This window comes from Silvimonas soli, assembly GCF_030035605.1.
GTDB lineage: Bacteria > Pseudomonadota > Gammaproteobacteria > Burkholderiales > Chitinibacteraceae > Silvimonas > Silvimonas soli.
This window is the reverse complement of record NZ_CP106736.1, coordinates 734,423-759,935: the sequence shown is the minus strand read 5'-3', so window position 1 is coordinate 759,935 and position 25,513 is coordinate 734,423. Positions and strand designations below refer to the sequence as shown.

Here is a 25,513-nt window from a genome sequence, read left to right as displayed (position 1 = left end):
ATATGGCAAAAAAGCGGCGCTACTCTCACTACAGAGTTAGTGGTAATTCCACGTTAAAGGTTGATCCTTCACCCGGCGCACTTTCGAGCTGGATGTGCCCGCCATGCGCTTCAATAATCTGCGCCACAATAAACAAGCCCAGCCCCAATCCGCCCATGGCGTGAGTGTCTGCTGCTCGTTCGAAGACCTGGAAAATGCGCGCCTGATCGGCTGGCGCAATGCCAATGCCGTGATCGCGCACGCTGATGAATGCGCGCTGCCGGTCAGCATGTAAACGAATACTGACGGGCTTGCCGTTGCCATAACGAATGGCATTGGTAATCAGATTGGAGATGACCTGATCCAGCCGGTAGCGGTCCCACACGCCGGCGACGCCTTGCGCCACATCCACCTGATAGCCGCTGTTACTCAAAGTGAGTTGTTCAGAGAAACGGTCGACGACCTCATGCACCAGTTCGCCCAGATCAAAATGGCTGGGTGAGTAGGAGAGCTTGCCAAAGCGAATGCGAGTGACGTCCAGCATGTCATCGATCAGGCGGATGACGCTATCCACCAGACGGGCATCGGTGGCGAGCATCTTGCGCAGCTTGTCTGGTGTGAATGCGTCGGTGTTGTCCTGATCCAGATGGCGCTGGCGTAACTGGTTTTGCAGTTTGAGGGCGGCGAGCGGGGTTTTCAGCTCATGCGAGGTCATCGCCATGAAATCGTCGCGCACGCGCACCGCCTGTTGCAGGTCGCCCTGCGTGTGCTGCAGTTGTTGCAGCAGTTTTTCCTGCTCGGCGCGGCTGGTTTCCAGTGCCTGTAACTGGCAGCGCATGGCCAGACGTTGGTGATGCAATTCGACGAAAATATTGATTTTGCTTTTGACCGCGTGCGCATCCAGCGGCTTGTGCAGAAAGTCCACCGCGCCACTTTCATAGCCCTTGAAGGCAAAGTGTTCTTTGTCGCCAGCGGTGACAAAAACAATGGGTACGTGTTTGGATTTCTCGGTGCCGCGCATGAACTCAGCCAGCTCAAAGCCGTTCATGCCGGGCATCTGCACGTCGATCAAGGCCAGTGCGAAGTCGTGGACGAGAATCAATTCCAGCGCATCCAGCCCGGATAGCGCGCGGTGTATTTCCAGATCGTCGTGACGGATCAACGCCTCCAGCGCCAGCAGATTCTCGGCCAGATCGTCCACGATCAGAATTTGCGCCTTAGCGGAGGGCATCGGCTTTTCCTTGAACGATGTCGGCCAGTGCCAGGCCGATTTGTGCTGCAGGCAAAACCCGGTCAACGCGACTTAACGACAACGCGGCGTCGGGCATGGTGGGCATGCTGGCATCTTTCGGGTCTTGTATCAGCGTTGTTGCGCCGGTGCGCGCCAGATAAGCCAGACCCGCTGCGCCGTCTTCATTGGCACCCGTCAACACCACGCCAATGGCGCGGGCGCCCAGCGCATCGGCTGCGGTTTCAAACAGCACGTCTATGGCCGGGCGGCAAAAGTGCACCGGCGCATCGCGGCTAAGTGCCAACGTGCCATCGGCCTCTACCAGTACGTGGTAGTCCGGTGGCGCAAAGTAGATGTTGCCAGCAAGCAGTTGCACTTTGTCGTGTACCTCCTGAACGGTCAGGTTGACTCGGGGAGCAAAAATATCGACCAGCAAACTGGCGCTGTCGGCGGGCAAATGCACCACCACGACCACCGCCGCCGCAAAGTGCTCTGGCAGCATAGGCAATATCTGGCCCAGTGCTTCGACACTGCCAGCCGAACCCCCAATCAGCACGGTTTGGGGCAGTGGCGTGGTTGGCTTGGGGCGAGGTCGCAGGCGCAGTGTCATAGCTTGCGAAAGACCCGTTCCGGTTTGGCAAATGCCTCAAACCGATTGGCATAGTCAGAGAACTGCACCGTTTCTTTGGAACCCAGCCCCATAAACCCGCGATGCACCAGCGCCTGGTGAAACAAGCCAAAAGCGCGGTTCTGCAATTCGCGGTTGAAGTAGATCAGCACATTACGGCACGAGATCAGCTGCACCTCGGAAAACACGCTGTCGGTGGCAAGGCTGTGATCGGCAAAGGTCACATTGCGACGCAATTGCTTGTCGAACAAAACCGAGCCATAGGCAGCGGTGTAGTAGTCAGACAATTCGCCTTTGCCGCCAGCTTGCCGGTAATTGCGTTCAAACAACGGCAAGCTGTCGATCGGGTAGATGCCCGCTTCGGCTTTTTCCAGGCTGCGCGGGTTGATGTCGGTGGCGTAGATGATTGCCCGATCCAGCAAACCGGCTTCTTTGAGCATGATCGCCATTGAATATACTTCTTCGCCGGTGCTGCAGCCGGCTATCCAGACTTTCACGCTGGGATAAGTGTGCAAAATGGGCAGCACTTGTTCCCGCAAAGCCAGAAAGTAAGCCGGATCGCGGAACATCTCGCTCACCGGAATCGTCAGGTATTGCAACAGCGCCGGAAAACAATCGGGCTCATGAATCACGCGGTGCTGCAGCGTCGACACAGTTGGGCAATCAAACTGCTGCAAGGCATGCGTCACACGTCGCTTCATCGACGCTGGCGAGTAATCCCGAAAATCGTAGCTGTATTTGAGATAGATCGCTTCAATCAGCAATCTGAGTTCGATATCAAAATCGGTAGCGGGATACATTAGACGCGTCCAATTTTGGGCATCCAGACCCGGATTAACGACAGCAGTTTGTCCAGATCAATCGGCTTGGCCAGATAGTCGTTCGCGCCAGCAGCCAGGCATTTTTCCTGATCGTCACGCATGGCGTTGGCGGTGACCGCGATGATGGGCAAACGGGCAAAGCGCGGGTCTTTACGCAAATGGCGCATGGCGGTGTAGCCGTCCATTTCCGGCATCATGATGTCCATCAGTACCAGATCGATATCCGGATCGGCCTCAAGTTTGTCGATGGCGTCGCGGCCATTGCGGCCGATTACGATGCTGGCGCCTTTGGGTTCTAGCGCGCTGGTCAGGGCAAAGATATTGCGCACGTCGTCGTCCACCACCATGATCTTGCGCCCTTCAAAGGCTTTCTCGCGGCTGCGCGCGATTTTGAGCATTTGCTGGCGTTCCGGGGCGAGCGTGTTTTCCACGCGGTGCAAGAAGAGGGTGACTTCATCCAGCAACCGTTCCGGCGAGCGCGCGCCTTTGATGATGATGGAGTGCGAATAACGGCGCAGTTCGGCTTCTTCTTCACGCGAGAGCACGCGGCCGGTGTACACGATCACTGGCGGGAACGAATACGCCGTGTCGCGGGCCATGCGTTTGAGCAGCTCATGCCCGGCCATATCCGGCAAGGTCAGATCAACCACCATGCAGTCAAAGTCGGTTTGCTTGAGATGAGTTAGCGCTTCTTCGGCCAATGCCACTGCAGTGATTTTGACGTCCTCGTCGGCAATCAGCTTCATCATGCTTTCACGCTGCAACGGGTCGTCTTCGACTACCAGCACGTGCTTGATGGATTGCGCCAGCTTGGCCTCGATCTTGCCAAACACTTTGCGCAGGGCGGCGCGATCGGTGGGCTTGAGCGCATAACCAATTGCCCCGGCTTGCAAGGCGGCGTGGCTGCTGTCAATCCCGGAAATGACATGCACCGGAATATGCCGGGTGCGCGGTTCTTCCTTAAGCGCTTCCAGCACGGTCATGCCGGATTGATCTGGCAGTTTCATATCCAGCAATACGGCGTCAGGCATCAGTTTGAGTGCCAGATCAAACCCGTTCTGGGCATTGCTGGACAGCACGCAGTTAAAGCCGAGTTCGTTGCCCAGTGTGTAGAGAATCCGCGCAAACGTGGCTTCATCTTCAATGATCAGCACGGTGCGGGCATCCGGGCGCAAATTATTGCGGTCATCGAACACGGGGACTTGCTCCGCGTTCTCGTGCTGATTCTCGAGCGGATTCTGGCTTTGGGCCGGGATACTCGTCTGTGGCGTGGGGCTTTCCTGCAGGCGTACCGGTGGCGCACCGGAGCCTGCGTTCCGTTGTGGCGTGGTTTCTTCTGGCTGTGCGGCCAGCACCAGCGGCAGGACCAGCGAGAAGGTGCTGCCCACGCCCGGTGTGCTTTGGGCAATGATCTGGCCGCCCAGCAAACCCGCCAGATCGCGCGAAATAGTCAGACCCAGACCAGTGCCGCCAAATTTGCGATTGGTTGCGCCATCGGCTTGGTGGAAGGCGTCAAAAATGGCAGTCAATTCATGTTCAGCAATGCCAATGCCGGTGTCGGATACCGCAAAGGCGATCTGCCCGGGCGCATGCAAACCGGCCACGATATGAACCGTGCCTTTTTCGGTAAATTTGATGGCATTGGACAGCAGGTTTTTCAGGATCTGCTGCAGGCGTGCGGAATCGGTAATCAGTGTTTCGGGCAGATCGGTGCGGGTGATGACTTGCAGCTCAATACTTTTGCTTTGCGCCAGTGGCGTAAACAGTTGTTCCAGCCCGTTTAGCAAGCGTTTGACCGGTACGGATTCGGGCCAGATATCCAGCTTGCCGGCTTCAACCTTGGATAGATCGAGAATGTCGTTGATCAGCGTGAGTAAATCATTGCCCGCGCCATAAATCGACGAGGCAAATTTCACCTGTTCCTCGTCCAGATTGCCTTTAGGATTGTCGGCCAGCAGCTTGGACAAAATCAGCGCACTGTTCAGCGGCGTGCGCAATTCATGCGACATATTGGCAAGGAACTCGCTTTTGTAGCGGCTGGAGCGTTGCAGTTCATCGGCGCGCGTTTCCAGTTCCAGATGCGCCTCATGCAAGGCGCTATTGCGTTCATCCAGTTCGGATTTTTGCAGCTGTAGCGCTTGGGCCTGTTCTTCCAGTTGTTCGTTGTTCTGTTCCAGTTCGGCTTGCTGGCCTTCCATGCGCGCTTGCGATTCTTTGAGCGAGCGAGACTGTTCTTCCAGTTCCTCGTTGGCAACTTTGAGTTCTTCTTGCTGCGCTTGCAGTTCTTCGTTCAGTTGCTGGGTTTCACTCAACACGCCTTGCAGTTGCTCGCGGTATTGCGCGGAGTCGATGGCAGTACCGATATTGTGGGCGATCAGGTGCGCAAACTCGCTGGCTCGCGGCGGCATAGCGCCCAGAAACGATAACTCCAGCACCAGATTGACGTAGCGGTCGCCACGGGTCGGGACAATCAACACCGAGCCTGGGGTGGTGCTGCCCAGTGTGGAACTGATGCTCAGATAATCCGGCGGCAGTTCATTGAGTTCAACAATGCGGTTTTCGGCGGCAGCCTGGCCCGCAATGCCTTGTTTGAGCTGAAACTGATGATGGCTGTCCAGCGCATCCGGGCTGAGTGCGTACTGGCTGACGCGCGTAAAGTTCTGCCGGTCTTCGCTCACATACACCGCGCCGACCGACGCGCCGAGATAGCGCACCATGAAATCCAGAATATTGCTGGCCAAAGTACTGATGGCTTGCTCCCCCAGCATGACGTTGGCTATTTCAGATTGACCTTGCTTGAGCCAGGCCTGTTGCTCAAGCACCTGGTTGTGCTGGCGCTGGCGATCCAGCGTTTCACTGTAGACGCCAGAGAGTTGTTGTAACTGGCGGCGGCCACTGAGTACCAGAATAGCGCCGGACAATAAACCAATCGCCAGGGTCAGCCCGATCAGCCAGTTGATGGTGGCTTCGGTTTCGCGGCTGCGCTGGGCACGCAGGGCTTCTTCAGTCTGGATGATTTGCGCAAAGAAACCGCGCATCTGGTCCATCCTGGCTTTGCCGGTTTCAGAGGTGATCAAATCTACGGCGGCGGACGATTGTTGCTGGCGCAGTTTGATGACTTGTTGCGAATACGAAAGCCACTCTTTATAGGCCGCTTCGGCCCGGTTAAAAAAGGCCTGCTGGTTCGGATTGTCCTGCGTTAATTCTTTAGCATCATGCAGTACGTCCAGAAACTGTTCGGTTGAGGCGTTGTAAGGCTCCAGAAAACTGGCTTTACTGGTAATGACGTAGCCGCGCAAACCGGTTTCGGCGTCGATCAGCAATTTGCTGGCATTGGTGGTTTTGCCGATGACCTGGTCGGCATGATCAACCCAGCGACTGACGTTTTGCAGATACAACACCAGCCCGATATAGATAACGGACGTTACCGCTGCAACCAGCAATGGCAACACCACATTTCGCGCCAGAATGCGGCGAAAGGCGGTTTCGGGCACAGACAAATCGGACATGGCGTTCATCGTTGTTATTCTTGTGTTCAGACAGGGCGGTTGATCGGGATGGCGGTTGCGAGGGTAAGGCCCGCAATGGAGCTTAGCCTGGCGGCAGCGCGGATGATGTCATGCCTGCACCGGCAAATATGTCGGTCTGTGTCCTACAAGAATGGACGGACAAAGTGAGACGGCAGATCGCGACGCGAACGGTCTGCCTGGCGGGATAGAGGGTGGGCCGCCCGGTGCGGGCAGCGCAAATTCAGGATTGCCCGGCGCGTAATGACTGGCGCACCGATTCCAGCACTTCGTCGATCCGGTCCAGATCGAACGGTTTGGCCAGGCATTGAGTGTTGCGCATGTCTTTGGCCGTGCCGGAAACATCATGTCCGGATGACAGAATCAGATGGATATCCGGATAACGCTCCAGCGCATGCTTGCCCAGATCAATGCCCGAGCGGCCAGGCAAGCTGACATCGGTGAGCAGCACGTCAAAATGATCGGTTTCCAGGCTTTGCAACGCTTCTTCAGCGGTACGTACCGGCGTGACCGGATGCTCCAGTTCTTCCAGATACTCCACGATGGTTGCGCGCAGCATCTCGTTGTCTTCAACGTACAGTATGGTCAGGCGGTCGGCACTCATCATGGCATCTCTCGAGTTCGGGGCAGGCAACAATGGGCGGTATATATGGTGCAACCCCGCGCGCCTGACCGCTGTAGGCGTCGTCTGATAACAATGTGAGACACCTTATCACTCCAGGGTAACACACTAAGCCCGCTGTAAAGGGGCATCTCCCGTGTCGGCTGCGGTACGGTCTGCGCTGATCGTTCAGCCGCGATCATGCGCTGGTGCCGGGCTGGCGGGCACAAACAGATAACCCACGCCCCGCACGGTGCGGATCAGCGTTTCGCCCAGCTTTTTGCGCAAATGGTGGACGTGGACTTCGACCGTATTGCTGCCGACTTCATCGCCAAAACCATAGAGGCTGTCTTCCAGTTGGGCACGGGTGCGGGCGATGCCACGATGTTCTACCAGATCAACCAGCAACAGGAATTCACGCGGCGAGAGCTGGATTTCATTGCCGTTCAGATGCACGTGGCGGGCGGCAGGGTCGATGATCAGCGAACCCGCTTCGATTTTCGGTTGCGAGCGGCCATGCGCGCGTCGCAGCAAGGCACGCACGCGAGCGACCAGTTCGGCCAGCGCGACCGGCTTGGTCAGATAATCATCGGCGCCGCTTTCCAGCCCGGTCACCCGTTGTTCGATCTGATCGCGCGCGGTCATGATCAGCACCGGCATATCCAGACGCTGGGCGCGCAAGCTGCGCAATACAGTGATGCCATCGCGGCGCGGCAGGCCCAGATCAAGCACCACAACCTCATACGGCACCACGGCCAGCGCACTGAGCGCTTCTTCGCCGTCGGTGATCCAGTCCACGGTAAAGCCGGCATCACGCAGGCCAGCGGCTACACCGTCGCCGAACAAAATATCGTCTTCTACCAGCAGTATGCGCATAACCGTCTTTCTCGGGCTGAGGGGCTGGCGCTAGCAGTGGGGCTGCCAACGCCGGCAAGTTCTTCTTGAAATGTGGAGCTTGAATAAATGCAAAACAATGCAAAACAGGCGCTGCACGACTTACGCAAACCCGAAGTCGGGCGTTGCTGCGGGAGCACAAGGCGTCAGATCGCACAGTGTAACCCGTTAGCCGCAATCACCGCCTGGTCGCCGGGGATAAGTGCGCTATGGTGGCGGGCACGGTTCGTCCGTAGACCGCGCTGCCCGGTGCCCGATTCTCACTGCTTGCCTATCAGTAGATTTGCTGATTACCACAGCATGACTTTCAGGTTGACGATGCTGCAAGCCAAAGGCAGCATCAACTGCCATAGTGGATGTCACACCAACACCCTCAAGCAAGCGCCGGCAGAGCGTCCATGAGGTGGAGAGATCGGTATGGATAACAGACATTGCATCCTGATTCTGGATGACGATGCACAGGTAAGACTCTGGTTAAAAACATTGCTGGAAGACGCTGGCTTTGCGGTTTGTGCGGTGGCCCGCGGCGACGAGCTGCAGGCCCATCTGGCCACGCAACCGTGTTCGCTGGTGATTCTGGATCTGAAACTGCGTGGCGAAGACGGCATGACCGTCGCCCGCGACTTACGGCAGAAATCGGCGGTGCCCATCATCATGATCAGCGGGCAGGGCGACGAGACAGATCGTGTGCTGGGGCTGGAAATGGCGGTGGATGATTTCATCAACAAGCCGTTTTCCGGGCGCGAGTTGCTGGCGCGGGTGCGCGCGTTGTTGCGGCGGAGCACCGAGTTGTCGCCGCCGCGCCAGCCTGGTGAAGCGGGCGGCGTGCGTTACAGCTTTGGCGACTGGGTGCTGGATATGGGCAAGCGCGTGTTGATCCGGCAAGGTTGCGAGCCGTGTTCGCTCACGCGGGGTGAGTTCGCCATTCTGGCCGCCATGGTGCAGCACCCCAGCCGGGTGTGGTCACGAGATCAATTGCTGGAACATACCCGCGGCATCGAGATTGACGTGTATGACCGCACCATCGACGTCTTGATTTTACGATTGCGTCGCAAGATCGAGCCCAATCCGCGCTTGCCAGCGTATATCCGCACCGAACGTGGCGAAGGCTATCTGTTCGCCTCGCCCGTGACGCGGTTGTAAACGCCCGCCATGCCACCATTACGCACCCGTCTGCCCGATACCTTGCGCATGCCCAGCATCCGCACGCGGCTGATTGTGGCTTTTCTGTTGCTGTTTCTGGTGACGCTGTCGGTGGCGGTGGTCGGCGTGATGGGCATGCGTGCCAACCAGCGGGCGCTGGATGAATACGAAGCTAACGTGGTGCCGGAGATCGCCCGCGTACTCAAATTGTCAGAGAAAGTCGCGCAGGTAGCGGCGATTGCACCGGCGATGGCGGGGACGGATTCGCCCGATTTGTTGCACAGCGATACCGAAGTGCTGCACAACCTGCTGCACGACATTCGTCTGCTATCGATGGATTTGCCCGAGCACACCAGCGACCAACTGGCCGCCAGTGCCGAACTGGATGGCATTGACCGCGACCTGACCCGCCTGATGGTGCAATCCGGCCTGCACCGGCAATTGCAGCGACGTCTCAACGAAGAACGCCGTGATGCCGAGCGGGCCGGTAACGATATCCTGCGCCGCCGCCAGGCGTTTGCCCGTAACGCGCCGACCATGCTCAATTTGTGGGTCGTGACCATGAGCACGTTTCAGGCGACCGACTTCACCACTTTGGGCGTGGCCGAAAGTGACAGCGAGGCGCTGTGGATGCAGGTACGTCTTCGGGGCGAGGCCCAGCGCGAGCCACAACTGGCGCAACTGCTGTACCAGATCGGCAACGGCCCGGACAACGTGTTTGCGCTGCGTAACGAGTTTCTGACCAGCGAACAACGCATGACCTATCTGGTGCAGCTGATTCGCGCGCACGCCGATCAACTGGACGCCCGCTCCGCCCAATATGTCGAAGAGCTGCGCCAAGTCACCACGCAGCGCCACGAAGGCGTACGCCGCGTGGTGTCATCGAGCGAATCCGGGCTGATTTTGCTGGCTGCGGTGGGCGTGGTGCTGGCGCTGCTGGGGGTGACCTATGTTGACCGTGTGCTGCGCAAGCTGCAGCGCATGACTCGCGTACTGGCGCGCCTGGCTTCGGGCAATACCGAACAGCGTATCCCCTCGATTGACCGCAAGGATGAAGTGGGCGAACTGGCGCGGGCGTTTGAGGTATTCCGCGCCAACATGCTGGAAAAACAAAAGCTGACCGAAGGTCTGGATACGCAGCAACGTTTGCTGGAAACCGTGTTTCGCTCGATGAACGACGGTGTGTCAGTCCACGACGGAGATGGTCGCCTGGTGGGCTGGAATCCGATGTTCCAGGCCGCGCTGGGTATGCCGGATCAGCGTTTGCATATCGGCATGAGCTTGCTGGAACTGCGCAAGGCGTTACCGGTTCACGCGCGCTGGCGGGCCGTGTCGCGGCGTACGGCCACACGCACCACTGATCGACACACCCGCATTGCCGCTGCCGCCGAATTGCATTTTGCCGATCAGCGCATCCTGGAGTTCCACTGCCAAGGCATGCCGGGTGGCGGCTGGGTGGCGGTGTGTCGCGATCTGACCGCGCGCCGCGCAGTGGAGGCGGACTTGCGCCAGGCGCAAAAGATGGAAGTGCTGGGTCAGCTCACTGGTGGCGTGGCGCATGACTTCAACAATTTTCTGGTCGCCATTCTCGGTAATCTGGAAATGCTCGAAGGCAAATTGCAGCAACAGCCCGAAGCGCTGGGCATGGCCGAACTGGCGCGGCGTTCAGCCGAACGGGCATCGCAACTGACGCGGCGTTTGTTGTCTTTTGCCCGGCGCCAGCCTTTGCAGGCCGAGGTGGTGCCGGTTGAGGGCATGCTGGCCGAAATGTTCGACCTGATCGAATACGCCGTGGGCGCGGGGATTGACGTGGTGCTCCAGCCGCCAGCGAGTGAATTGAGCGTACGCGTTGATCGCGGCCAACTGGAAAACGCCATTCTGAATCTGGCGCTCAACAGTGCTGCCGCGATGCCGGACGGCGGTACGCTGACCTTGAATATAGAGCTGCGTGACAGCGCCGAGCGCCTGCCCAATATCGCTCAGGCGGTGGTGATCTCGGTTACCGATACCGGCAGCGGCATTCAGCCTGAGCTGATCGACAAAGTCATGGAGCCGTTCTTCACCACGCGTGCGCTGGGTGAGGGCAGCGGTCTGGGGCTCAGCAGCGTTTACGGTTTTGTGCGGCAAAGCGGCGGCGACGTGCAGATTCAAAGTACGGTCGGCAAAGGCACTACCGTGTCGCTCTGGCTACCACCCAGTTCTGCTGAAAGCGAACGCATCTTGCTACCCGGCCCGTTGGTGGAAGGTGAGGTGACTGGGCGCGTGCTGGTGGTCGAGGATGACCCGGCGGTAAAAGACACCGCACTGGCCATGTTGCGCACGCTGGGTGCACAGGCGGCGGGCGTCTCTGGCGCGGATGAAGCGCAACGCTGGCTGGCGCAAAACGAACCCGTGGAACTGGTGTTGTCGGATATTTCGCTCGGCATGGGCGGCAACGGCATTGCGCTGGCCGCCGTCATCGCCAAGCGTTGGCCGCAAACACGGGTGGTGCTGATGTCCGGCCTGCCGCTGGAAATTCACCGCGCGCACCCGGCATGGCGTGAAGGCCAGGTGTTTCTGGCCAAGCCGTTTGTCCGGGCGGATTTGGCCGCGCTGCTGGCGTGAGTTTTTGGTGTCGCTGTGACTGGCGCCGTAACAGCGCAGAAATCGGCAAATCTCAGCGACTTCAAAGAGCCTGCAGGAAATGTCAGGCTTTGTGCTTCCATCAACGTGTCATAGACTGAAGCGCGGCAGAGTGCCCTCTCTGCAAATATGTACCCACCGGACACCTTTCATGCTCGATATCAAAACGTTGTTGGCTCAAGCTGGCTCGTGCCACGACCCCGCCACCGGGGCCATCAGCATGCCAATTTATCAGACCGCAACCTTTGCCCATCCGGCGTTGGGCCAGAGCACCGGCTTTGATTACACCCGCAGCGGCAATCCCACCCGTCAGGCGCTGGAACAAACCATGGCCAAGCTGGATGGTGCCGCGGGCGCGTTTGCTTTTGCCAGCGGCCTGGCGGCCATCAGCACAGCGTTGTGCCTGTTTAATCAGGGCGATCATGTGGTGGTGGCCGAAGGTTCATATGGTGGCACCCAGCGCCTGCTGGATCAGGTGTTTGCCCGCTTCGGCATTAGCGTTACCTACGTGCCGGTAGCACAGGTCGATGCGTTTGCTGCTGCCATTCTGCCGAACACCCGCGCTATCCTGGCCGAGAGCCTGTCCAACCCGTTGCAGATTGTGGCGGACTTGCCAGCGCTGGCCAAACTGGCCAAAGACAGCAAGCTGCAATTGTGGGTGGATAACACCTTTCTCACGCCGTACTGGCTGCGCCCGTTAGAGCTGGGTGCCGATCTGGTCATTCATAGTGCGTCCAAATATCTGGGCGGCCACAACGACACCATCGCCGGGATTCTGTGCGTGCGCGACCCTGAACTGGCGGCTCGCGTGGCCTACCTGCAAAACGCCATCGGCGCTGTCCTTGCCCCGCAAGATGCCTGGCTCACGCTGCGTGGCCTGAAAACGCTGGCGTTGCGGCTGGAACAGCAACAAGCCTCGGCCCAGATCATGGCCCAATGGCTGCACCAGCAAGACTTTGTCAAAAGCGTGTTCTATCCCGGGCTGCCCGAAGACCCTGGTCACCGCTTGCTGAACCAGTTCGCCACCGGCGCCGGCGCAATCGTGTCGTTTGAGGTGGATAACGTCAGCACGCTGGCCCGTTTGATTGAACAAACCCGGCTGATTGCCTATGCCGAAAGCCTGGGCGGCGTAGAAAGCCTGATCACTGTCCCTGCCTTGCAAACGCATGCCAATCTCTCGCCCGGCGAGCGTTCCCGTCTGGGCGTCACCGATACGCTGGTGCGCTTGTCCGTGGGCATTGAGGCTGTGAGTGACCTGATCGCCGATATTGAAACAGCTTTGGCCGGGTATTAACTGATATTTGCCAACGCGGGCCAATGGTTAACTCATTGGCCCGCGTTTTTTTGTGCGCGCCGCCTGGTGGGGGCGCTGGCAGACCCAAGACCAACCCAATAAAAACATGGAGATAACAATGGCTCTGTTCGGCAATATCCTGGTCGCCCTCGTCGCCGCCTTGCATGTGTATTTTCTGGTGCTGGAAATGTTCTTCTGGGATAAACCGCTCGGACGCAAAGTATTCCGGCTGACCCCGGAATTTGCCACAGCCTCCAAAGTGCTGGCGGCCAATCAGGGTTTGTATAACGGCTTCCTGGCGGCTGGTTTGCTGTGGGGTTTGCTTCTCGGCCCGACAGGCTTCGCCGTGAAAATTTTCTTTTTAAGCTGCGTAATCGTCGCCGGGGTATTTGGAGCACTGACGGTGGGCAAGAAGATACTGTTTGTGCAGGCTTTGCCGGCGGTGGTGGCTTTGGGGTTGGTGGTGGTGGGGTAGGGTTGGCCTCGCGCCCCAAAATTTTATTCAGTTTCGTAGCTTCGTAGCCTGGATGGCGTCGGAGCGGGAACGTAGCGGGCATTCGCGTGAGCGGGCGACTCTACCGGAATTGACCAATGTTGCTCCCCGGATTCCCGCTACGCTTCATCCGGGCTACGGAGTTGGGTAAGCAGACGGTTTGCTGTGGATTTTGACTTCGGGCCCCCTTGCGGCAGCGGGGTCGCCTTCTCTTTGGTTACTTTCTCTTGGCGACGCAAGAGAAAGTAACGTGCTCCCGGGCACCCCCGGGTATCAAACGCTTTTCACATACGTGCCGAAGGCACTAACACAAGCTTTGGACATTCACACTGAGCTGGCTGCGACCACTTCTATCGCCCCTCAAATCCCCGCATTTGCGTAAAATCCCCTCAGACCAATCAAGCCAGCATCACCGCCAGAAACAGAGGAACCACGCATGACTGAATGGATAGATGTACGCAGCGACACCGTCACCCACCCCACGCCAGCAATGCGTGCAGCCATGGCCGCCGCGCCGGTCGGTGATGATGTTTATGGTGACGACCCCACGGTCAGCCAACTGGAACAACGCGCCGCCAGCGTGTTGGGCAAAGACGCCGCGCTGTTTGTGCCCAGCGGCACCTTTGGCAATCAGCTGGCGCTGTTTACGCACTGCGATCAAGGCGACGAAGTGATTGCTGGTGAAGACAGCCATATCGTCTGGCATGAGGTCGGCGCTGCGGCCATTATCGCTGGCGTGAACCTGCGGCCGATTCCGGCGCCGCGTGGCGTGCTCAAGCCTGAGGAAATTCGCCGCCGTATTCGTCCGGGTGGGGATATCCATCTGCCGCGGACCTCTTTGCTGTGCCTGGAAAACGCTTATTCCAGCGGGCAAGTGGTGTCGCTGGCCGACAGCAAAGCCGCGTGGGAAGTCGCACAGGAAGCGGGAATCAAGGTGCATCTGGATGGCGCGCGCTTGTTTAACGCCGCCGCAGCCTTGCAAGTGCCAGCACAGCAGATCGCCCAATATGCCGATAGTGTGATGTTCTGTCTGTCCAAGGGCCTGGCCGCGCCGGTGGGATCGATGCTGGTCGGTGCTACCGATTTCATCGAACGTGCCCGCAAAAAGCGCAAGTTGATGGGCGGTGGTTTGCGTCAGGCTGGCGTGCTGGCCGCACCCGGTTTGCTGGCACTGGACGAAATGTCATTGCGTTTGGGCGTTGATCACGCCAACGCGCGTTTGCTGGCCGAACGCATCCAGCATCTGCCGGGTGTGACGGTAGATATGGATGCGCTGGATATCAATATGGTGTTCTTCCGCTTTACCCGACCGGTCGATGTGGCGGTGTTGATGGCAGGCTTGCAAGCCCGTGGTATCAAGGCCAACCCGCCGGAACAAGGGTTGATGCGGCTGGTTACGCACTGGCAAGTGGGTGCGGCCGAAGTGGAACGTATTGCCCAAGCTCTGGCTGAACTGATCACCGCCTGATCGGGCTGGATGCGACATTTGCCGCTGACGAGCGGGCCGGTAATCTGCCATTTTTGGCTTTGCTGGCTCGCCCGTGCTGTACTTGAACGATTGCCTACTGCCAGCGGAGCCTTCCTGCATGGATGATGACGATATCGAAGATCGCAATCAGTTTCAGCAACTCGCGCCCCTGGTTTTTGCACTGCGCGAAGCAGGTCTGCCTACCCGCTGGGCCCGCAGCGATCTGGCGGTGGAGTTGATGGCGGAAGGTATCGCGCTGGACAAGGTGGTCTGGCGGCTAAAGTCGGTCTTTGAGGCGGGCACCATCAAGGATGAGGTCTATCACCTGTCGGCTCACGACACCGCTTTGCGCCGGTTTGAATCGTTGTTGCATTTGCAAGGTACAGGCCAGCTATCAGCTACTCAGGCTGCCGAACTGGAAGAATCGCGTGCCATGGTCGACGATGAAACCAAAGACCCGCTGCCGTGACTGCATGCCGGGTCAGATCACCTGGGCCAGGGCCGGGCTGTCCACGAGCGTTGCTGCGAATTCGCCGGGCAACATCGGGTCGAAGCGCGCCGGTTCTAGCCACTACAGGGGATCAGCGGTTTTTTGCCAAGGAGTACCCTTATGAGTGCGACACTGCTAGACCTTGAAAAAGTGCGGAATCAGCTTGATACCTGGGAGGTGGAAATCAATACCGAGCTGCGCGATCCGCCGACGAATGAGTTTCAGCACGAAATGCGTACCAGGCATGGAGGGCAGATCAAGGAATGGATCAAGTCACTTGAGCATGAACGGGACCACTTGCAAACCCGTGAGACCAAACCCAATGGCCATGCCCATGTACCCGGCCGCGCAGAAGACGATTTATCGCCCCCACGCCTGCGGCATGCGGAAGATGCCGAAACCGTAGCGCGGATTTACTCCACCCTGGGTTATTTGCGTAGCGAAATTGGCCCCGGTTGAATAGAACGAACGTGGCCTGAGCGTGCGGATAAAGACCTGCCGCATGGGCTACAACCCGGAAAAATGGCCGCATTGCGGCCATTTTCGCTTCCCGCGGCAAGTGTTTCAGGCAATCGGCCAGCCCAGACGCCGGGTGAGCTTGCCCATTAACCACGCCGGGCCGATCAGCAAATAAGCCAGGTCGGTAAAGAACGAAGGGCGTCGACCTTCAATGATGTGGCCGACAAACTGGCCGATCCATGCCAGCACAAACAGGCCCAGCGCCGACATCCACAGTCCGTGCAGTCCGGCGGCGTTCAAAACCCCGATGACCAGCCATGTATTCAATGCCAGCCACAGCAGCATGGTCAGCCCGAGGCGATACGACAAACGAGTGTAAAACCCTAGCGTCGCCGCCATCGCCAGCAGCGCCCAGAAGCCTTGCAGTGGCAGTGGCGAGGGAATCGTCCAGAGCATGGCCAGCGTGCACCATAAAATGACGGGCACGCAAATCCAGTGGATGGTTTGATTTGTGTGGTTGCGGTGATCGCCGCTATAGGCATCGAACCACTGGTTGGCGGTGCGCATAGGCATCTCATTCAGTCAGATGCCAGAGTGTAGCCATGCCGTTTGAGTGGCGCCTATGCGCAGTGCAGCATGCTGGCGTTTGAAACGCCAGCCGTGCGAGAGGGCAGGAGGAGTGGTGAGCTAATCCGGTTTAGAACAACACAAAAAAGCCATCAACAAAATACAGCACACCGACCAGCCCGACCGGCAGCGCCGACAGCCACAGCACCTTGCGCTTGAACAAACCGGCAATTGAGGAGATCAGAATCGCCACTTGCAGGAAGATCACCGCAATACCAAACGGCTTGCCGTGGCGTTGCGCGTCGTCCCGTTGGGCTTCCAGCCCGCGTGCCAGGTCTTCAATGTGGTGCTTCTCGGTGTCGTACTGCTGCACCTTGCTGCTGTAGTCGGCGATTTTTGCGTCGTAGGCCGCGCTGGCCTTGTTATCTACCGGCAATGCGTCACGCTGCAACACCAGATTGTCGCGCTGGATCTGGTACAGATACTGTTTGACGCCCTTGGCTTGGTAGTAGGCCCACTGATCCGACGCCTGAGCCTGGCTGATAACGCCTTTGGTGGAGTAACCGCCGCCCTTGAAGGTCGACAACGTGGCACACACCGCCAGAATGACCGTGGTCAGTGCCAGATAATTCAGCCATGGATCTTTCTTTTCTTCGCTCATGTTCTGTCCCTTTTTTTGAATGACCAATGGATACGGCGGCAGATTGTGGCGTGCTGGATCGTGCTTGGCTGTAACGACGTGTGAAAGCGGGCGCAAATGCAAAAGGGCGCCGGAGCGCCCTGTCATATGGGTTACAAAAACGATGCGGCAAATGGCTTAGAACTCGCGAAACGCCTTGTGGCAGGCGGTACAGCTTTCTTCCATGGCCTCGAACTGCGGGCGGATCTGCGCCGGGTCATTAGTTGCAGCCAGTTGCTGCAATTTGGCGGTATTGTCCTGCAGCTTCTGGGCCGCAGCGTGAAAATCTTGCGGCTTTTCCCAGATATTGGGTTTGGCGTCGGTTTTGCTGCTGTCGTCTTTGTTTACCGGCACAAAATACGGCCACGGTTGGGTCGACAACTGCTGCAGCTTGGCTGCATTGGCAGCAAAAGTCTGCGCATTCCAGGTTGCATTGCCTTTCAACATATCGCGCATGCTCTGGCTGGTTCTGAGCATTTCCTTGAACACCTGTTTGCGTTTGTAGACCGGCGAATTCGGGTCTTCGTGCGAACAGCCAGCCAGCAAGACGGCAAGGCACAGGGCAATAACGGGCAGCTTTATCAATTTCATTGTGATCAGATCAATTTGGTTTGCTAAAAAAGTCGGCACGCACTGCGGACCACCAGCGCCGCCACGGGCGTAACTGGCAATTGGTCCAGCGTCGGATGCGGGCGATCAGCAGATACACCACGCGATAAAGTTTTACGGTCCGCAATGTTGGGCGGCAGGCCTGTTCGATCAGGGCAACACAGCCAAACTCCAGTGTTTTGAGGGTTACGTACAGCGCTGCGCCGACGAACCAGCGACCCTGGACGGTCCAGTATACGCAGATCAGCTTGAGCAGATTGGCCAGCGCAATGGGCATGAGCATGCAGGCGACGGCTTGCCAGGGCGACCTGCGCTGCAACCAGCGTACCAGCAGCGTTCCCCACTTTTGCCACACCGGCCATTGCAGGACAAGCTGGGCCAGTGGCCGCAAATACAGCCATAACCGGCTTTGCAGAGCCAACACAAGGGCGAGTGGCAAAGTCCACCACGCGCGGCGGGCGGGGTGGCCAGATGGTGAGCTCATGGTACAAGCGGGAAGGGGGCCAACATCGGAGCATAGCAGGGTAGGCCGCAGATTCATGACGAAGACCGGAAAAAACCGGCTTTTCCCCTCACGCTAGACAAAAGAAACGGTACTCAAGCGCGTGCCGGAGTACCGCCAGTGAACAACAAGGGGAATGCCCTCATACAACGCACATTGACCTGCGGGCGATGACAAGCTCGGGCAAAAAAGCTGAAACCCGCGCCGGATGTGCACCGGAGCGCCTGGCTAGCCGTTGTGCAATCTCACAATGTCTGCCAACGGCAAATAAAATAATCAGCGCGGAGATATAACAATGGATGTAGATGTCTCGGTCGAAACCGGCGAACGTCGGCTCAATCAAGCAGTAGGGATGTTGGTGCTGTGTTTTTCGGTGATTCTGGGTTTAGCCAAAATCAAGGACGACAATATCGTCCAGGCGATGCAGCTAAGCAAAATGCAGGCGGTGGATACCTGGAACGAATATGAAGCCACCAAGCTCAAGCTTCATCTTCTTGCAAACTCTGATCTGCTACTATCTGCGCTTTTGTCTGGACCCAAAGCCGCCACCGCCCATGCGCAGATCGCCGGGGAAGAGGCGCACTACCAGGCAGAACTACCGCAATTGAAGGCCAGTGCCGAAACTCAGGATGCGGGCTACAACAAACTAAACTACCGTGACGACCAGTTTGATCTGGCAGACGCCATGCTGGGCATTGCCATGGCCTTGGCGGGGATTACCGCCTTGACCCGTTTGCGCTGGATGCTGGGAGTGAGCCTGGTATTTGGTATCCTCGGGACGGCATTTGTGCTGGCTGGCTTTAACGGCTGGGCTTTGCATCCAGACTGGATCGTCAATCTGCTCAGCTAAGCAATACCGTCGTCTGGCTCCGGCGGTGGCCGCGGTAAGTGGGGTGAATCAGCGCCCCGGTTGTAATAAACAAGGTCAATAACAATGATGAATCTGAACCGCTTCCAGTATTTGCCACGCCAGGTGGTGGAGTCCGGCAATCGCTGGGATTGGGCCTTGCTGCCGCTGGTGTTGTCTGCGCTGGTTTTGCTGGGCTACGGCGCTTCGCAAATGGCCACGCCCTACCAGTTGGGGCAGACGCTGGCCATTTCGCTTGATCCAACTTATCTGCCGTACTACCTGTTGCGCACCATCTTGCGCATGTTTATTGCCATGGCCGCATCGCTGGTGTTTGCCTGCGTTTTTGCCGCGCTGGCCGCCAAGGTGCGCGCCGCGGAGAAAGTGTTGATTCCGCTGCTGGATATCTTGCAGTCGATTCCGATTCTGGGTTTTCTGTCGATCACGGTGACCGGGTTTATCGCGCTGTTCCCCGGCAATTTGCTGGGCGTTGAATGTGCCGCCATTTTTGCGATTTTTACCTCGCAAGCGTGGAACATGGCGTTCAGCCTGTATCAGTCGCTCAAAACCGTACCGACAGAACTGCAAGAAGCCGCACGCGTATTCCAGATGTCGGGCTGGCACCGTTTCTGGCGTCTCGAGTTGCCGTTTGCCATGCCAGGCCTGCTGTGGAACATGATGATGTCCATGTCCGGCGGCTGGTTCTTTGTGGTGGCCTCGGAGGCTATCTCGGTCTCTAACCAGGATATCAAACTGCCAGGCATGGGCTCGTACATTGCCGCCGCGATCCAGGCGCAAAACCTGACCGCCATCGGCTGGGCGATTCTGGCGATGCTGATCGGCATTTTGTTGTACGACCAATTGTTCTTCCGCCCGCTGCTGGCTTGGGCAGACAAGTTCCGTTTTGAAGAAACCGGCGGTGGCTCGGCTCAACAGTCGTGGTTGCTGACCTGGCTGCGTCGTACCGACCGAATGCAAGGCACCGTACGCTGGGCGCTGACGCTGATTGACCGCAGCTTCAAATACTTCCGTAAAAAGCATGACGGCACATCGATTATGGCGCGGGTGTCTACCCGTAGCTCCACCGCTGAACGCGTGTTCGACGCCATTATCGCCGCGCTGAGTTTGTTTGCAGTGTATCGCCTGGGTTACTTCATTCTGGGCGAAGTGGGTATCGGCGAAGTGGGGCACGTGTTCTTGCTGGGTATTTACACCTTGATCCGCGTGATGATCCTGATCGCGCTAGCTGCGGTGGTGTGGGTGCCGATTGGGGTGTGGATAGGCATGAACCCACGCTGGGCTGATCGCTTGCAGGCGGTAGCGCAGTTCCTGGCGGCTTTTCCGGCCAATCTGGTATTCCCGCTGGCGGTGGTGATTATCGTCAAGCTGAACCTGAATCCGGATATCTGGTTGTCGCCGCTGATCATTCTGGGCACGCAGTGGTACATCCTGTTCAACGTGATCGCCGGCGCGTCGAGTATTCCGACCGAGTTGCGTTATGCAGCGCAAAATATTGGTTTGAGCGGCTGGCTGAAATGGAAGCGCTACATGCTGCCAGCGGTGTTCCCAAGCTTTGTGACTGGCGCCATTACCGCCAGTGGTGGTTCATGGAACGCCAGTATCGTGGCCGAATACGTGAGCTGGGGCCATACCACGCTCGAAGCGCATGGCTTGGGTAGTTACATTGCCCACATGACCGCCGTGGGGGACTTTCCACGTATCGCGCTGGGTATCGGCGTGATGTGCGTATTTGTGATGGGGCTGAATCACTTCTTGTGGCGCCGCCTGTATCGCATTGCTGAAGAACGCATGCACTTCTGATGCACTGGCGCGCCAGCAAGCAGGTATTCCGAATTTGAGTGGCCAGCGTCGGCTGGCCGCCTGAACTGACAAAGCGTACTAACCCCGCGCCACCAAGCAGGCGTAGAGGAGAAAAGAATGGCGAATGCATTGATTGAACTGAAAGGTGTCGGCAAGTCGTTTCGTTCTGCCGACGGCTCGCAACGCGCGGTGCTGGAAGACGTGGATTTTGTCCTGCAAGAGGGCGAGATCGTGGCGTTGCTGGGCCAGTCCGGCTCGGGTAAGTCGACCCTGCTGCGCTTGATGGCCGGATTGATTTCTGCCGACAAAGGCGATGTGCAATATCGCGGCCAGCCGTTGTATGGCCCAACCCGTGGCGTCTCGATGGTGTTTCAGTCGTTTGCCTTGTTCCCCTGGTTAACCGTGCAGCAAAACGTCGAATTGGGTCTGGAAGCACGCGGCGTGCAGCAGGAAGAACGCGAAAAACGTGCTGAAGATGCGATCGAGCTGATTGGCTTGTCCGGCTTTAACGGCGCCTTGCCGCGCGAATTGTCGGGTGGCATGCGTCAGCGTGTGGGCATTGCGCGGGCGCTGGTGGTTGAACCCGATATCCTGCTGATGGACGAAGCCTTCTCCGCACTGGACGTGCTGACCGGCGAGCAACTGCGCGACGATATGCTGGAGCTGTGGGAAAGCAAACAGACGCCCATGAAGGGCATTCTGGTGGTGTCGCACAATATCGAAGAGGCCGTACTGATGGCCGACCGCGTACTGATTTTCGCCAGCGATCCGGGCCGGGTGCGCGCCGAGTTGCGCATCTCACTACCGCGTCCGCGTAATCCGGAAAGCGTCGAAGTGCGCAGCCTCATCGATGAGGTCTACGCCTTGATGACCGCTCGCGCGCGCGCTGGTCGCACCACCGAGGGCACGCACGAATTGCCGTTGGCCTACCGCTTGCCGGAAGCCGACGTCAGTCGCATGGAGAGCTTGCTGGAGCTGTTGTCCGAGCCGCCATTCAATGGCCGTGCCGACTTGCCAGCGCTGGGTGAAGAAACCGAGCTGACCGATGATGAGTTGCTGCCCCTGGCCGAAGCCCTGCAATTGCTGGGGCTGGCGCAAGTGGCGCATGGCGATATCGCCATTACGCCGCTGGGCCATCGTTACGTGCAGGCCGAAAACACCATGCGCCAGGAGATTTTTGGTCAACAACTGCTGACGCATGTGCCGCTGGCCGCGCATATCCGCCACAGCCTGGAGCAAACCGAATCGGGCGAATTGCCAGAACAGGCTTTCCTCAAGCTGCTGCGCGAATCGCTGGATCAGGAGGAAGCCGAGCGCGTGCTGCAAGTGGCCATCGAGTGGGGCCGCTATGGCGAAGTCTACGAATACGGCTTCCATACCGGGCTGATCGCTTTGCCTGAGCAAGACGAAGAAGAAACCAACACTGCGGATTCCTGATGCAAAGATCGGACCACCCGCTTGAGAGTCCCGGCCTGACCAGTGAGTTGCGCCAGGCCGTGGCATCGCGTACATCCTGGGTTAGCGCCTGGGTGAATCTGGTGTTAGGCGCCGGGCAGATCGTGGTCGGCGTGTTCGCCCACTCGCAAGGTTTGATTGCGGATGGTTTGCATTCGCTGTCCGATCTGGTGGCCGATTTTGTGGTGCTGTTCGCCAACAAACACAGCCACAAAGCCGCCGATGACGATCATCAGTACGGCCACGCACGCTTCGAGAATGCCGCTTCGCTGGCGCTGGGTGTGATCTTGCTGGTGGTCGCAGCAGGCATGCTGTGGGGTGCCGTTGGCAAAATCCAGAATCATGAACTGATCCCCAAGGTGCATGCCATTGCGCTGTGGATCGCCGTGATCGCCATCGTCACCAAAGAGTCGTTGTTTCGCTACATGCTGCGCGAAGCCAAGCGAGTGAATTCGTCCATGCTGGTCGCCAATGCCTGGCATGCGCGCTCCGATGCGGCTTCTTCCGTAGTGGTGCTGGTGGGCGTGGCGGGCAATCTAGCCGGTTATCCGGTGCTGGACCCGTTGGCCGCGGTGATTGTGGCGGTGGTAGTGGGGCGCATGGGCTGGTCGTTCAGCTGGGATGCGCTCAATGACCTGATGGACCGCGCTTTGCCGCTGGATGACGTACACAAGATTCGCCAGGCGCTGGAAACCACGCCCGGCGTGCTGGATGTACATGATCTGCGAACCCGAAAAATGGGCGATCAGGCGCTGGTGGATGCCCATCTGGAAGTCGCCCCGCGCATCAGCGTGAGCGAAGGCCACCACATTGCGGTGCTGGCGCGGCAAGCCGTATTGGCGCATTTTCCGGTGCTGGATGTGCAGATTCATATCGATCCGCGTGAACAGACCGAATCCATCGACCCCAGACTACCTGCCCGTGAACAAGTGTTGGGCGTGCTGGCCAGCGCACTGACGCAATTGTCGCCCTGCGATTGGGATATCACCCTGCATTATGTGGACGGGCGCTTGAGCGTGGCGTTGCAGTTGGCAGCAGAGGGGGCAACAGTGGATGAAATTGCCCTTCGTACTTATCTGAACACAACTTTGGGCGTGCCGGTTGATCTGACCGTCTGGCGCCGCGAGCCTGTAACTCACCCGGTGCAATAGGCTGCGTTGCGAGTATTTGCCAATAACCTGACCACAACGTGAAAACAGCCCCTGCAAGAAGGGGCTGTTTCTGTTTTTACGTCAGCAGAAGCTTAAATCTTGAGCCGATCCACGATCTGGCCTTTGACCAGATGGGAATCGACGATCTCATCGATATCTTCTTCGTCCACATAACGGTACCAGGTGCCTTCCGGATAGATAACCAACACCGGGCCGTCATCACAGCGATCCAGACAGCCCGCCTTGTTGATACGCACCTTGCCCGGACCATTGAGCTTGAGTGCTTTTACGCGATCTTTGGCATAGGCCTGCATCTGCGAAGCACCGCAATCATTGCAGCTGCTTTCACCTGGACCACGCTGGTTGGTACAGAAAAACACATGATGTTTGAAAAAGCTCATGGGGTAAGTCCCTCAGTCAGTGCGTTCAGGTTAATGATGCGCCGCTGGTGCAATGTGTGCGGTAACAAAGAACGGCAGTTCGCCAATGCGGTCAGGCTGCACGGCGTCGATAAAACGCAGGTCATCCACGTGGCACTCGGCAAATAGCTCCCGGGCAAAGGCGACCACTTGTTCGGTTTCGTCCAGCGGCGCCAATGGCCAGACGTAACCTTCCCAACGCTCGCTGTCTTCTTGCGCGCTAAAGGTAATGCGGATTTCACCGGGCTCATGCGCGGCAATGGTCACCACCGGCGTGCGACCTGCGGTGCGAATGCTGCGCAGTGCGTTGCTGGCTGCCACCTGCAAACGGGTTTCCAGTTGCGTGATCCGACCGCTTTCCTGCGCTGCCAACCAGGTTTGCGGCACCCGTGGAATGGCAAACAGGGTAACGCCAGCGGTTTGCAATTGTTTACCCAGTTCCTGTGCCAGCGGCACGCCCCAGGCACTCACCTGACCACCCAGTTTGACGGCCGGAGCCGCTGTTTTCTTCTGGATCGCAACGCCTACCAGGTAGCGCAGAAACACGCCTTCATCTTTTAGTGGCACTGGCGCTTCGGCAAAGTTCACCGGCAAACCGCCACTGGCGTACTGCAATTGATCGCGCCAGCGGGTCAGTTGCGCCGGGTTGATTTCTGCCAGTTGTTCCGGATGAGCCAGCTGCGCGGACAGCCATACATCGGCATCTGTAGCAAAAATGTCATGATTTTTGAGAATTTTGGTGACCGTATCCAGGTCATTCAGCTTGCCTGGCAGGTTGGTTTGACCCTTCACGCCAGCGACCAGAACCACCGGAATCGCAAATGGAACTGCCCATTGTTCGTTGTAAGACTCTGGCTGTTCAACGGCCTTGCGCAACGATTCCCATAGTATGCTGTAAGCATATTGTGACGGTGCCTGCGTCAGGGCAGCATGCAGGGCGCCGTGGTCATTTGCCTGTAAAAGCTCACAAATCAAGGCGTCCAGCGCGCCGCGTTTCAGTTTGACCTGTTCCGCGTCACGTTCGGTTAACAACGACATCAGCGCGCGAATGGCCGGGTTGTTGGCGTTCACGCGAGGGTACAACCGGGGGTCTGGCAGCGTCATGGCGGTATCTGGCAAAAAGACAAAATTATACGCTCTTGCTGTAAATTACTGGTCTTGCAAATCGGTTTTTCCATGCCCTTGAATTGTTTGACAATCCAGGCCAATTTCGATAGATTCAAAGGCCTGTTGGGATGCAGCAGCTGCGTCTTGATAGTTTCTCCTTTGTAGATGTTGTTGGTGGACCCGGGGCTTAACGTCCCCGGGTTTTTTTTCGCCCGGAGTTTATCTGCCATGTCTGACGCTGTTTTGATCAATCAAACCATGTTGGCCGAGCTGGCTGCCCAAGCCGCTGCCGCCCCGCGCTTGCGCAAGAATCTCAACTTTCATGCGGCCAATGAAACGCCTTGCCACCGCCTGCTCAATGCTTTGCAACCCGGCACTTACGTGCAACCGCACTGTCATCTGGACAGCAGCAAAGAGGAATCCATCATCGCGTTGAGCGGCCGTTTGGGATGTCTGATTTTTGACAGCAACGGTAAGGTTTTGTCGACCTGTGTGTTGGCACCGGGCAGCGACGTCGTGGGGATCAACATTCCACCGGGCGTTTTTCATAGTCTGGTGGCGCTGTCAGCGGACTCTGTGTTTTTTGAGAGTAAACAAGGACCGTACGTACCAATTGCCGTTGCAGAAAAATCGACCTGGGCGCCAGCAGAGGGCGAAGCCGGTTGCGCGGATTACCTTGAGTTTATGCTCGGTCACTTCAACTGAG

Annotated in this window: 24 protein-coding genes; 12 read left to right on the top strand and 12 right to left on the bottom strand. The window is 58.0% G+C overall.

Annotation, left to right across the window (positions count from 1 at the left end):
* Positions 1-28 precede the first annotated feature (28 nt).
* The 6 genes from N7220_RS03545 to N7220_RS03520 all read right to left on the bottom strand — a co-directional run bounded on the left by N7220_RS03545 (position 29) and on the right by N7220_RS03520 (position 7,663).
* On the bottom strand, positions 29-1,210 hold the full coding sequence (locus tag N7220_RS03545) for a hybrid sensor histidine kinase/response regulator (RefSeq protein WP_283150103.1): 1,182 nt from the start codon (positions 1,208-1,210) through the stop codon (positions 29-31).
* Entirely contained in the window at positions 1,197-1,820 is a 624-nt protein-coding gene (locus tag N7220_RS03540; protein WP_283150102.1) for a chemotaxis protein CheB, read from the bottom strand. The genes N7220_RS03545 and N7220_RS03540 overlap by 14 nt, the downstream gene beginning before the upstream one ends.
* Positions 1,817-2,638, bottom strand: coding sequence for a CheR family methyltransferase (locus tag N7220_RS03535; RefSeq protein ID WP_283150101.1), 822 nt, complete (start codon positions 2,636-2,638; stop codon positions 1,817-1,819). The genes N7220_RS03540 and N7220_RS03535 overlap by 4 nt, the downstream gene beginning before the upstream one ends.
* Positions 2,638-6,168, bottom strand: coding sequence for a response regulator (locus N7220_RS03530; RefSeq protein WP_283150100.1), 3,531 nt, complete (start codon positions 6,166-6,168; stop codon positions 2,638-2,640). The genes N7220_RS03535 and N7220_RS03530 overlap by 1 nt, the downstream gene beginning before the upstream one ends.
* A gap of 241 nt (positions 6,169-6,409) precedes the next feature.
* The gene (locus N7220_RS03525) at positions 6,410-6,793 is read right to left on the bottom strand and encodes a response regulator (RefSeq protein WP_283150099.1); all 384 of its coding nucleotides are present in this window, start codon (positions 6,791-6,793) and stop codon (positions 6,410-6,412) included.
* A gap of 183 nt (positions 6,794-6,976) precedes the next feature.
* Positions 6,977-7,663 (bottom strand): response regulator, encoded by a 687-nt coding sequence (locus N7220_RS03520; protein ID WP_283150098.1) that lies wholly within the window; start codon positions 7,661-7,663, stop codon positions 6,977-6,979.
* A gap of 435 nt (positions 7,664-8,098) precedes the next feature.
* Between N7220_RS03520 and N7220_RS03515 the strand changes: the two genes are divergently transcribed.
* From N7220_RS03515 to N7220_RS03485, 7 genes are all read left to right on the top strand, one after another.
* Positions 8,099-8,824: a response regulator gene (locus tag N7220_RS03515; protein WP_283150097.1), complete on the top strand. Its 726-nt coding sequence runs from the start codon at positions 8,099-8,101 to the stop codon at positions 8,822-8,824.
* A 9-nt stretch (positions 8,825-8,833) separates the two neighbouring features.
* Positions 8,834-11,428, top strand: coding sequence for an ATP-binding protein (locus tag N7220_RS03510; RefSeq protein WP_283150096.1), 2,595 nt, complete (start codon positions 8,834-8,836; stop codon positions 11,426-11,428).
* A gap of 169 nt (positions 11,429-11,597) precedes the next feature.
* Positions 11,598-12,740 carry a trans-sulfuration enzyme family protein gene (locus N7220_RS03505; protein ID WP_283150095.1) on the top strand — a complete coding sequence of 381 codons (1,143 nt, stop codon included), beginning with the start codon at positions 11,598-11,600 and terminating at the stop codon, positions 12,738-12,740.
* A 118-nt stretch (positions 12,741-12,858) separates the two neighbouring features.
* The gene (locus N7220_RS03500; protein WP_283150094.1) at positions 12,859-13,215 is read left to right on the top strand and encodes a DUF1304 domain-containing protein; all 357 of its coding nucleotides are present in this window, start codon (positions 12,859-12,861) and stop codon (positions 13,213-13,215) included.
* A 454-nt stretch (positions 13,216-13,669) separates the two neighbouring features.
* Positions 13,670-14,701, top strand: coding sequence for a low-specificity L-threonine aldolase (gene ltaE, locus N7220_RS03495; RefSeq protein WP_283150093.1), 1,032 nt, complete (start codon positions 13,670-13,672; stop codon positions 14,699-14,701).
* Positions 14,702-14,819: 118 nt separating this feature from the next.
* Positions 14,820-15,170, top strand: coding sequence for a hypothetical protein (locus tag N7220_RS03490; protein WP_283150092.1), 351 nt, complete (start codon positions 14,820-14,822; stop codon positions 15,168-15,170).
* A 141-nt stretch (positions 15,171-15,311) separates the two neighbouring features.
* Positions 15,312-15,650 (top strand): hypothetical protein, encoded by a 339-nt coding sequence (locus N7220_RS03485; protein WP_283150091.1) that lies wholly within the window; start codon positions 15,312-15,314, stop codon positions 15,648-15,650.
* A 105-nt stretch (positions 15,651-15,755) separates the two neighbouring features.
* On the opposite strand, the gene N7220_RS03480 is transcribed toward N7220_RS03485, so the two are convergent.
* The 4 genes from N7220_RS03480 to N7220_RS03465 all read right to left on the bottom strand — a co-directional run bounded on the left by N7220_RS03480 (position 15,756) and on the right by N7220_RS03465 (position 17,989).
* On the bottom strand, positions 15,756-16,217 hold the full coding sequence (locus N7220_RS03480; RefSeq protein ID WP_283150090.1) for an Mpo1 family 2-hydroxy fatty acid dioxygenase: 462 nt from the start codon (positions 16,215-16,217) through the stop codon (positions 15,756-15,758).
* A 130-nt stretch (positions 16,218-16,347) separates the two neighbouring features.
* Entirely contained in the window at positions 16,348-16,878 is a 531-nt protein-coding gene (locus tag N7220_RS03475; protein ID WP_283150089.1) for a DUF4337 domain-containing protein, read from the bottom strand.
* A gap of 156 nt (positions 16,879-17,034) precedes the next feature.
* Positions 17,035-17,487: a c-type cytochrome gene (locus tag N7220_RS03470; protein WP_283150088.1), complete on the bottom strand. Its 453-nt coding sequence runs from the start codon at positions 17,485-17,487 to the stop codon at positions 17,035-17,037.
* Between the two features lie 10 nt (positions 17,488-17,497).
* Positions 17,498-17,989: a hypothetical protein gene (locus N7220_RS03465; RefSeq protein WP_283150087.1), complete on the bottom strand. Its 492-nt coding sequence runs from the start codon at positions 17,987-17,989 to the stop codon at positions 17,498-17,500.
* 313 nt (positions 17,990-18,302) lie between these two features.
* Between N7220_RS03465 and N7220_RS03460 the strand changes: the two genes are divergently transcribed.
* The 4 genes from N7220_RS03460 to N7220_RS03445 all read left to right on the top strand — a co-directional run bounded on the left by N7220_RS03460 (position 18,303) and on the right by N7220_RS03445 (position 23,281).
* Positions 18,303-18,857, top strand: coding sequence for a DUF4337 domain-containing protein (locus N7220_RS03460; RefSeq protein ID WP_283150086.1), 555 nt, complete (start codon positions 18,303-18,305; stop codon positions 18,855-18,857).
* 84 nt (positions 18,858-18,941) lie between these two features.
* Complete coding sequence (locus N7220_RS03455; RefSeq protein ID WP_283150085.1) at positions 18,942-20,675, top strand: ABC transporter permease; 1,734 nt, start codon at positions 18,942-18,944, stop codon at positions 20,673-20,675.
* Positions 20,676-20,792: 117 nt separating this feature from the next.
* Positions 20,793-22,112 (top strand): ABC transporter ATP-binding protein, encoded by a 1,320-nt coding sequence (locus N7220_RS03450; RefSeq protein ID WP_283150084.1) that lies wholly within the window; start codon positions 20,793-20,795, stop codon positions 22,110-22,112.
* Complete coding sequence (locus N7220_RS03445; protein ID WP_283150083.1) at positions 22,112-23,281, top strand: cation diffusion facilitator family transporter; 1,170 nt, start codon at positions 22,112-22,114, stop codon at positions 23,279-23,281. The genes N7220_RS03450 and N7220_RS03445 overlap by 1 nt, the downstream gene beginning before the upstream one ends.
* A gap of 92 nt (positions 23,282-23,373) precedes the next feature.
* On the opposite strand, the gene N7220_RS03440 is transcribed toward N7220_RS03445, so the two are convergent.
* Positions 23,374-23,682, bottom strand: coding sequence for a (2Fe-2S) ferredoxin domain-containing protein (locus N7220_RS03440; protein WP_283150082.1), 309 nt, complete (start codon positions 23,680-23,682; stop codon positions 23,374-23,376).
* Between the two features lie 30 nt (positions 23,683-23,712).
* Positions 23,713-24,804 (bottom strand): hypothetical protein, encoded by a 1,092-nt coding sequence (locus N7220_RS03435; RefSeq protein WP_283150081.1) that lies wholly within the window; start codon positions 24,802-24,804, stop codon positions 23,713-23,715.
* 231 nt (positions 24,805-25,035) lie between these two features.
* Here N7220_RS03435 and N7220_RS03430 point away from each other — a divergent pair, with 231 nt between their 5' ends.
* A complete protein-coding gene (locus tag N7220_RS03430) occupies positions 25,036-25,512 on the top strand; it encodes a WbuC family cupin fold metalloprotein (protein WP_283150080.1) in 477 nt (158 codons plus the stop codon).
* Position 25,513 lies beyond the last annotated feature (1 nt).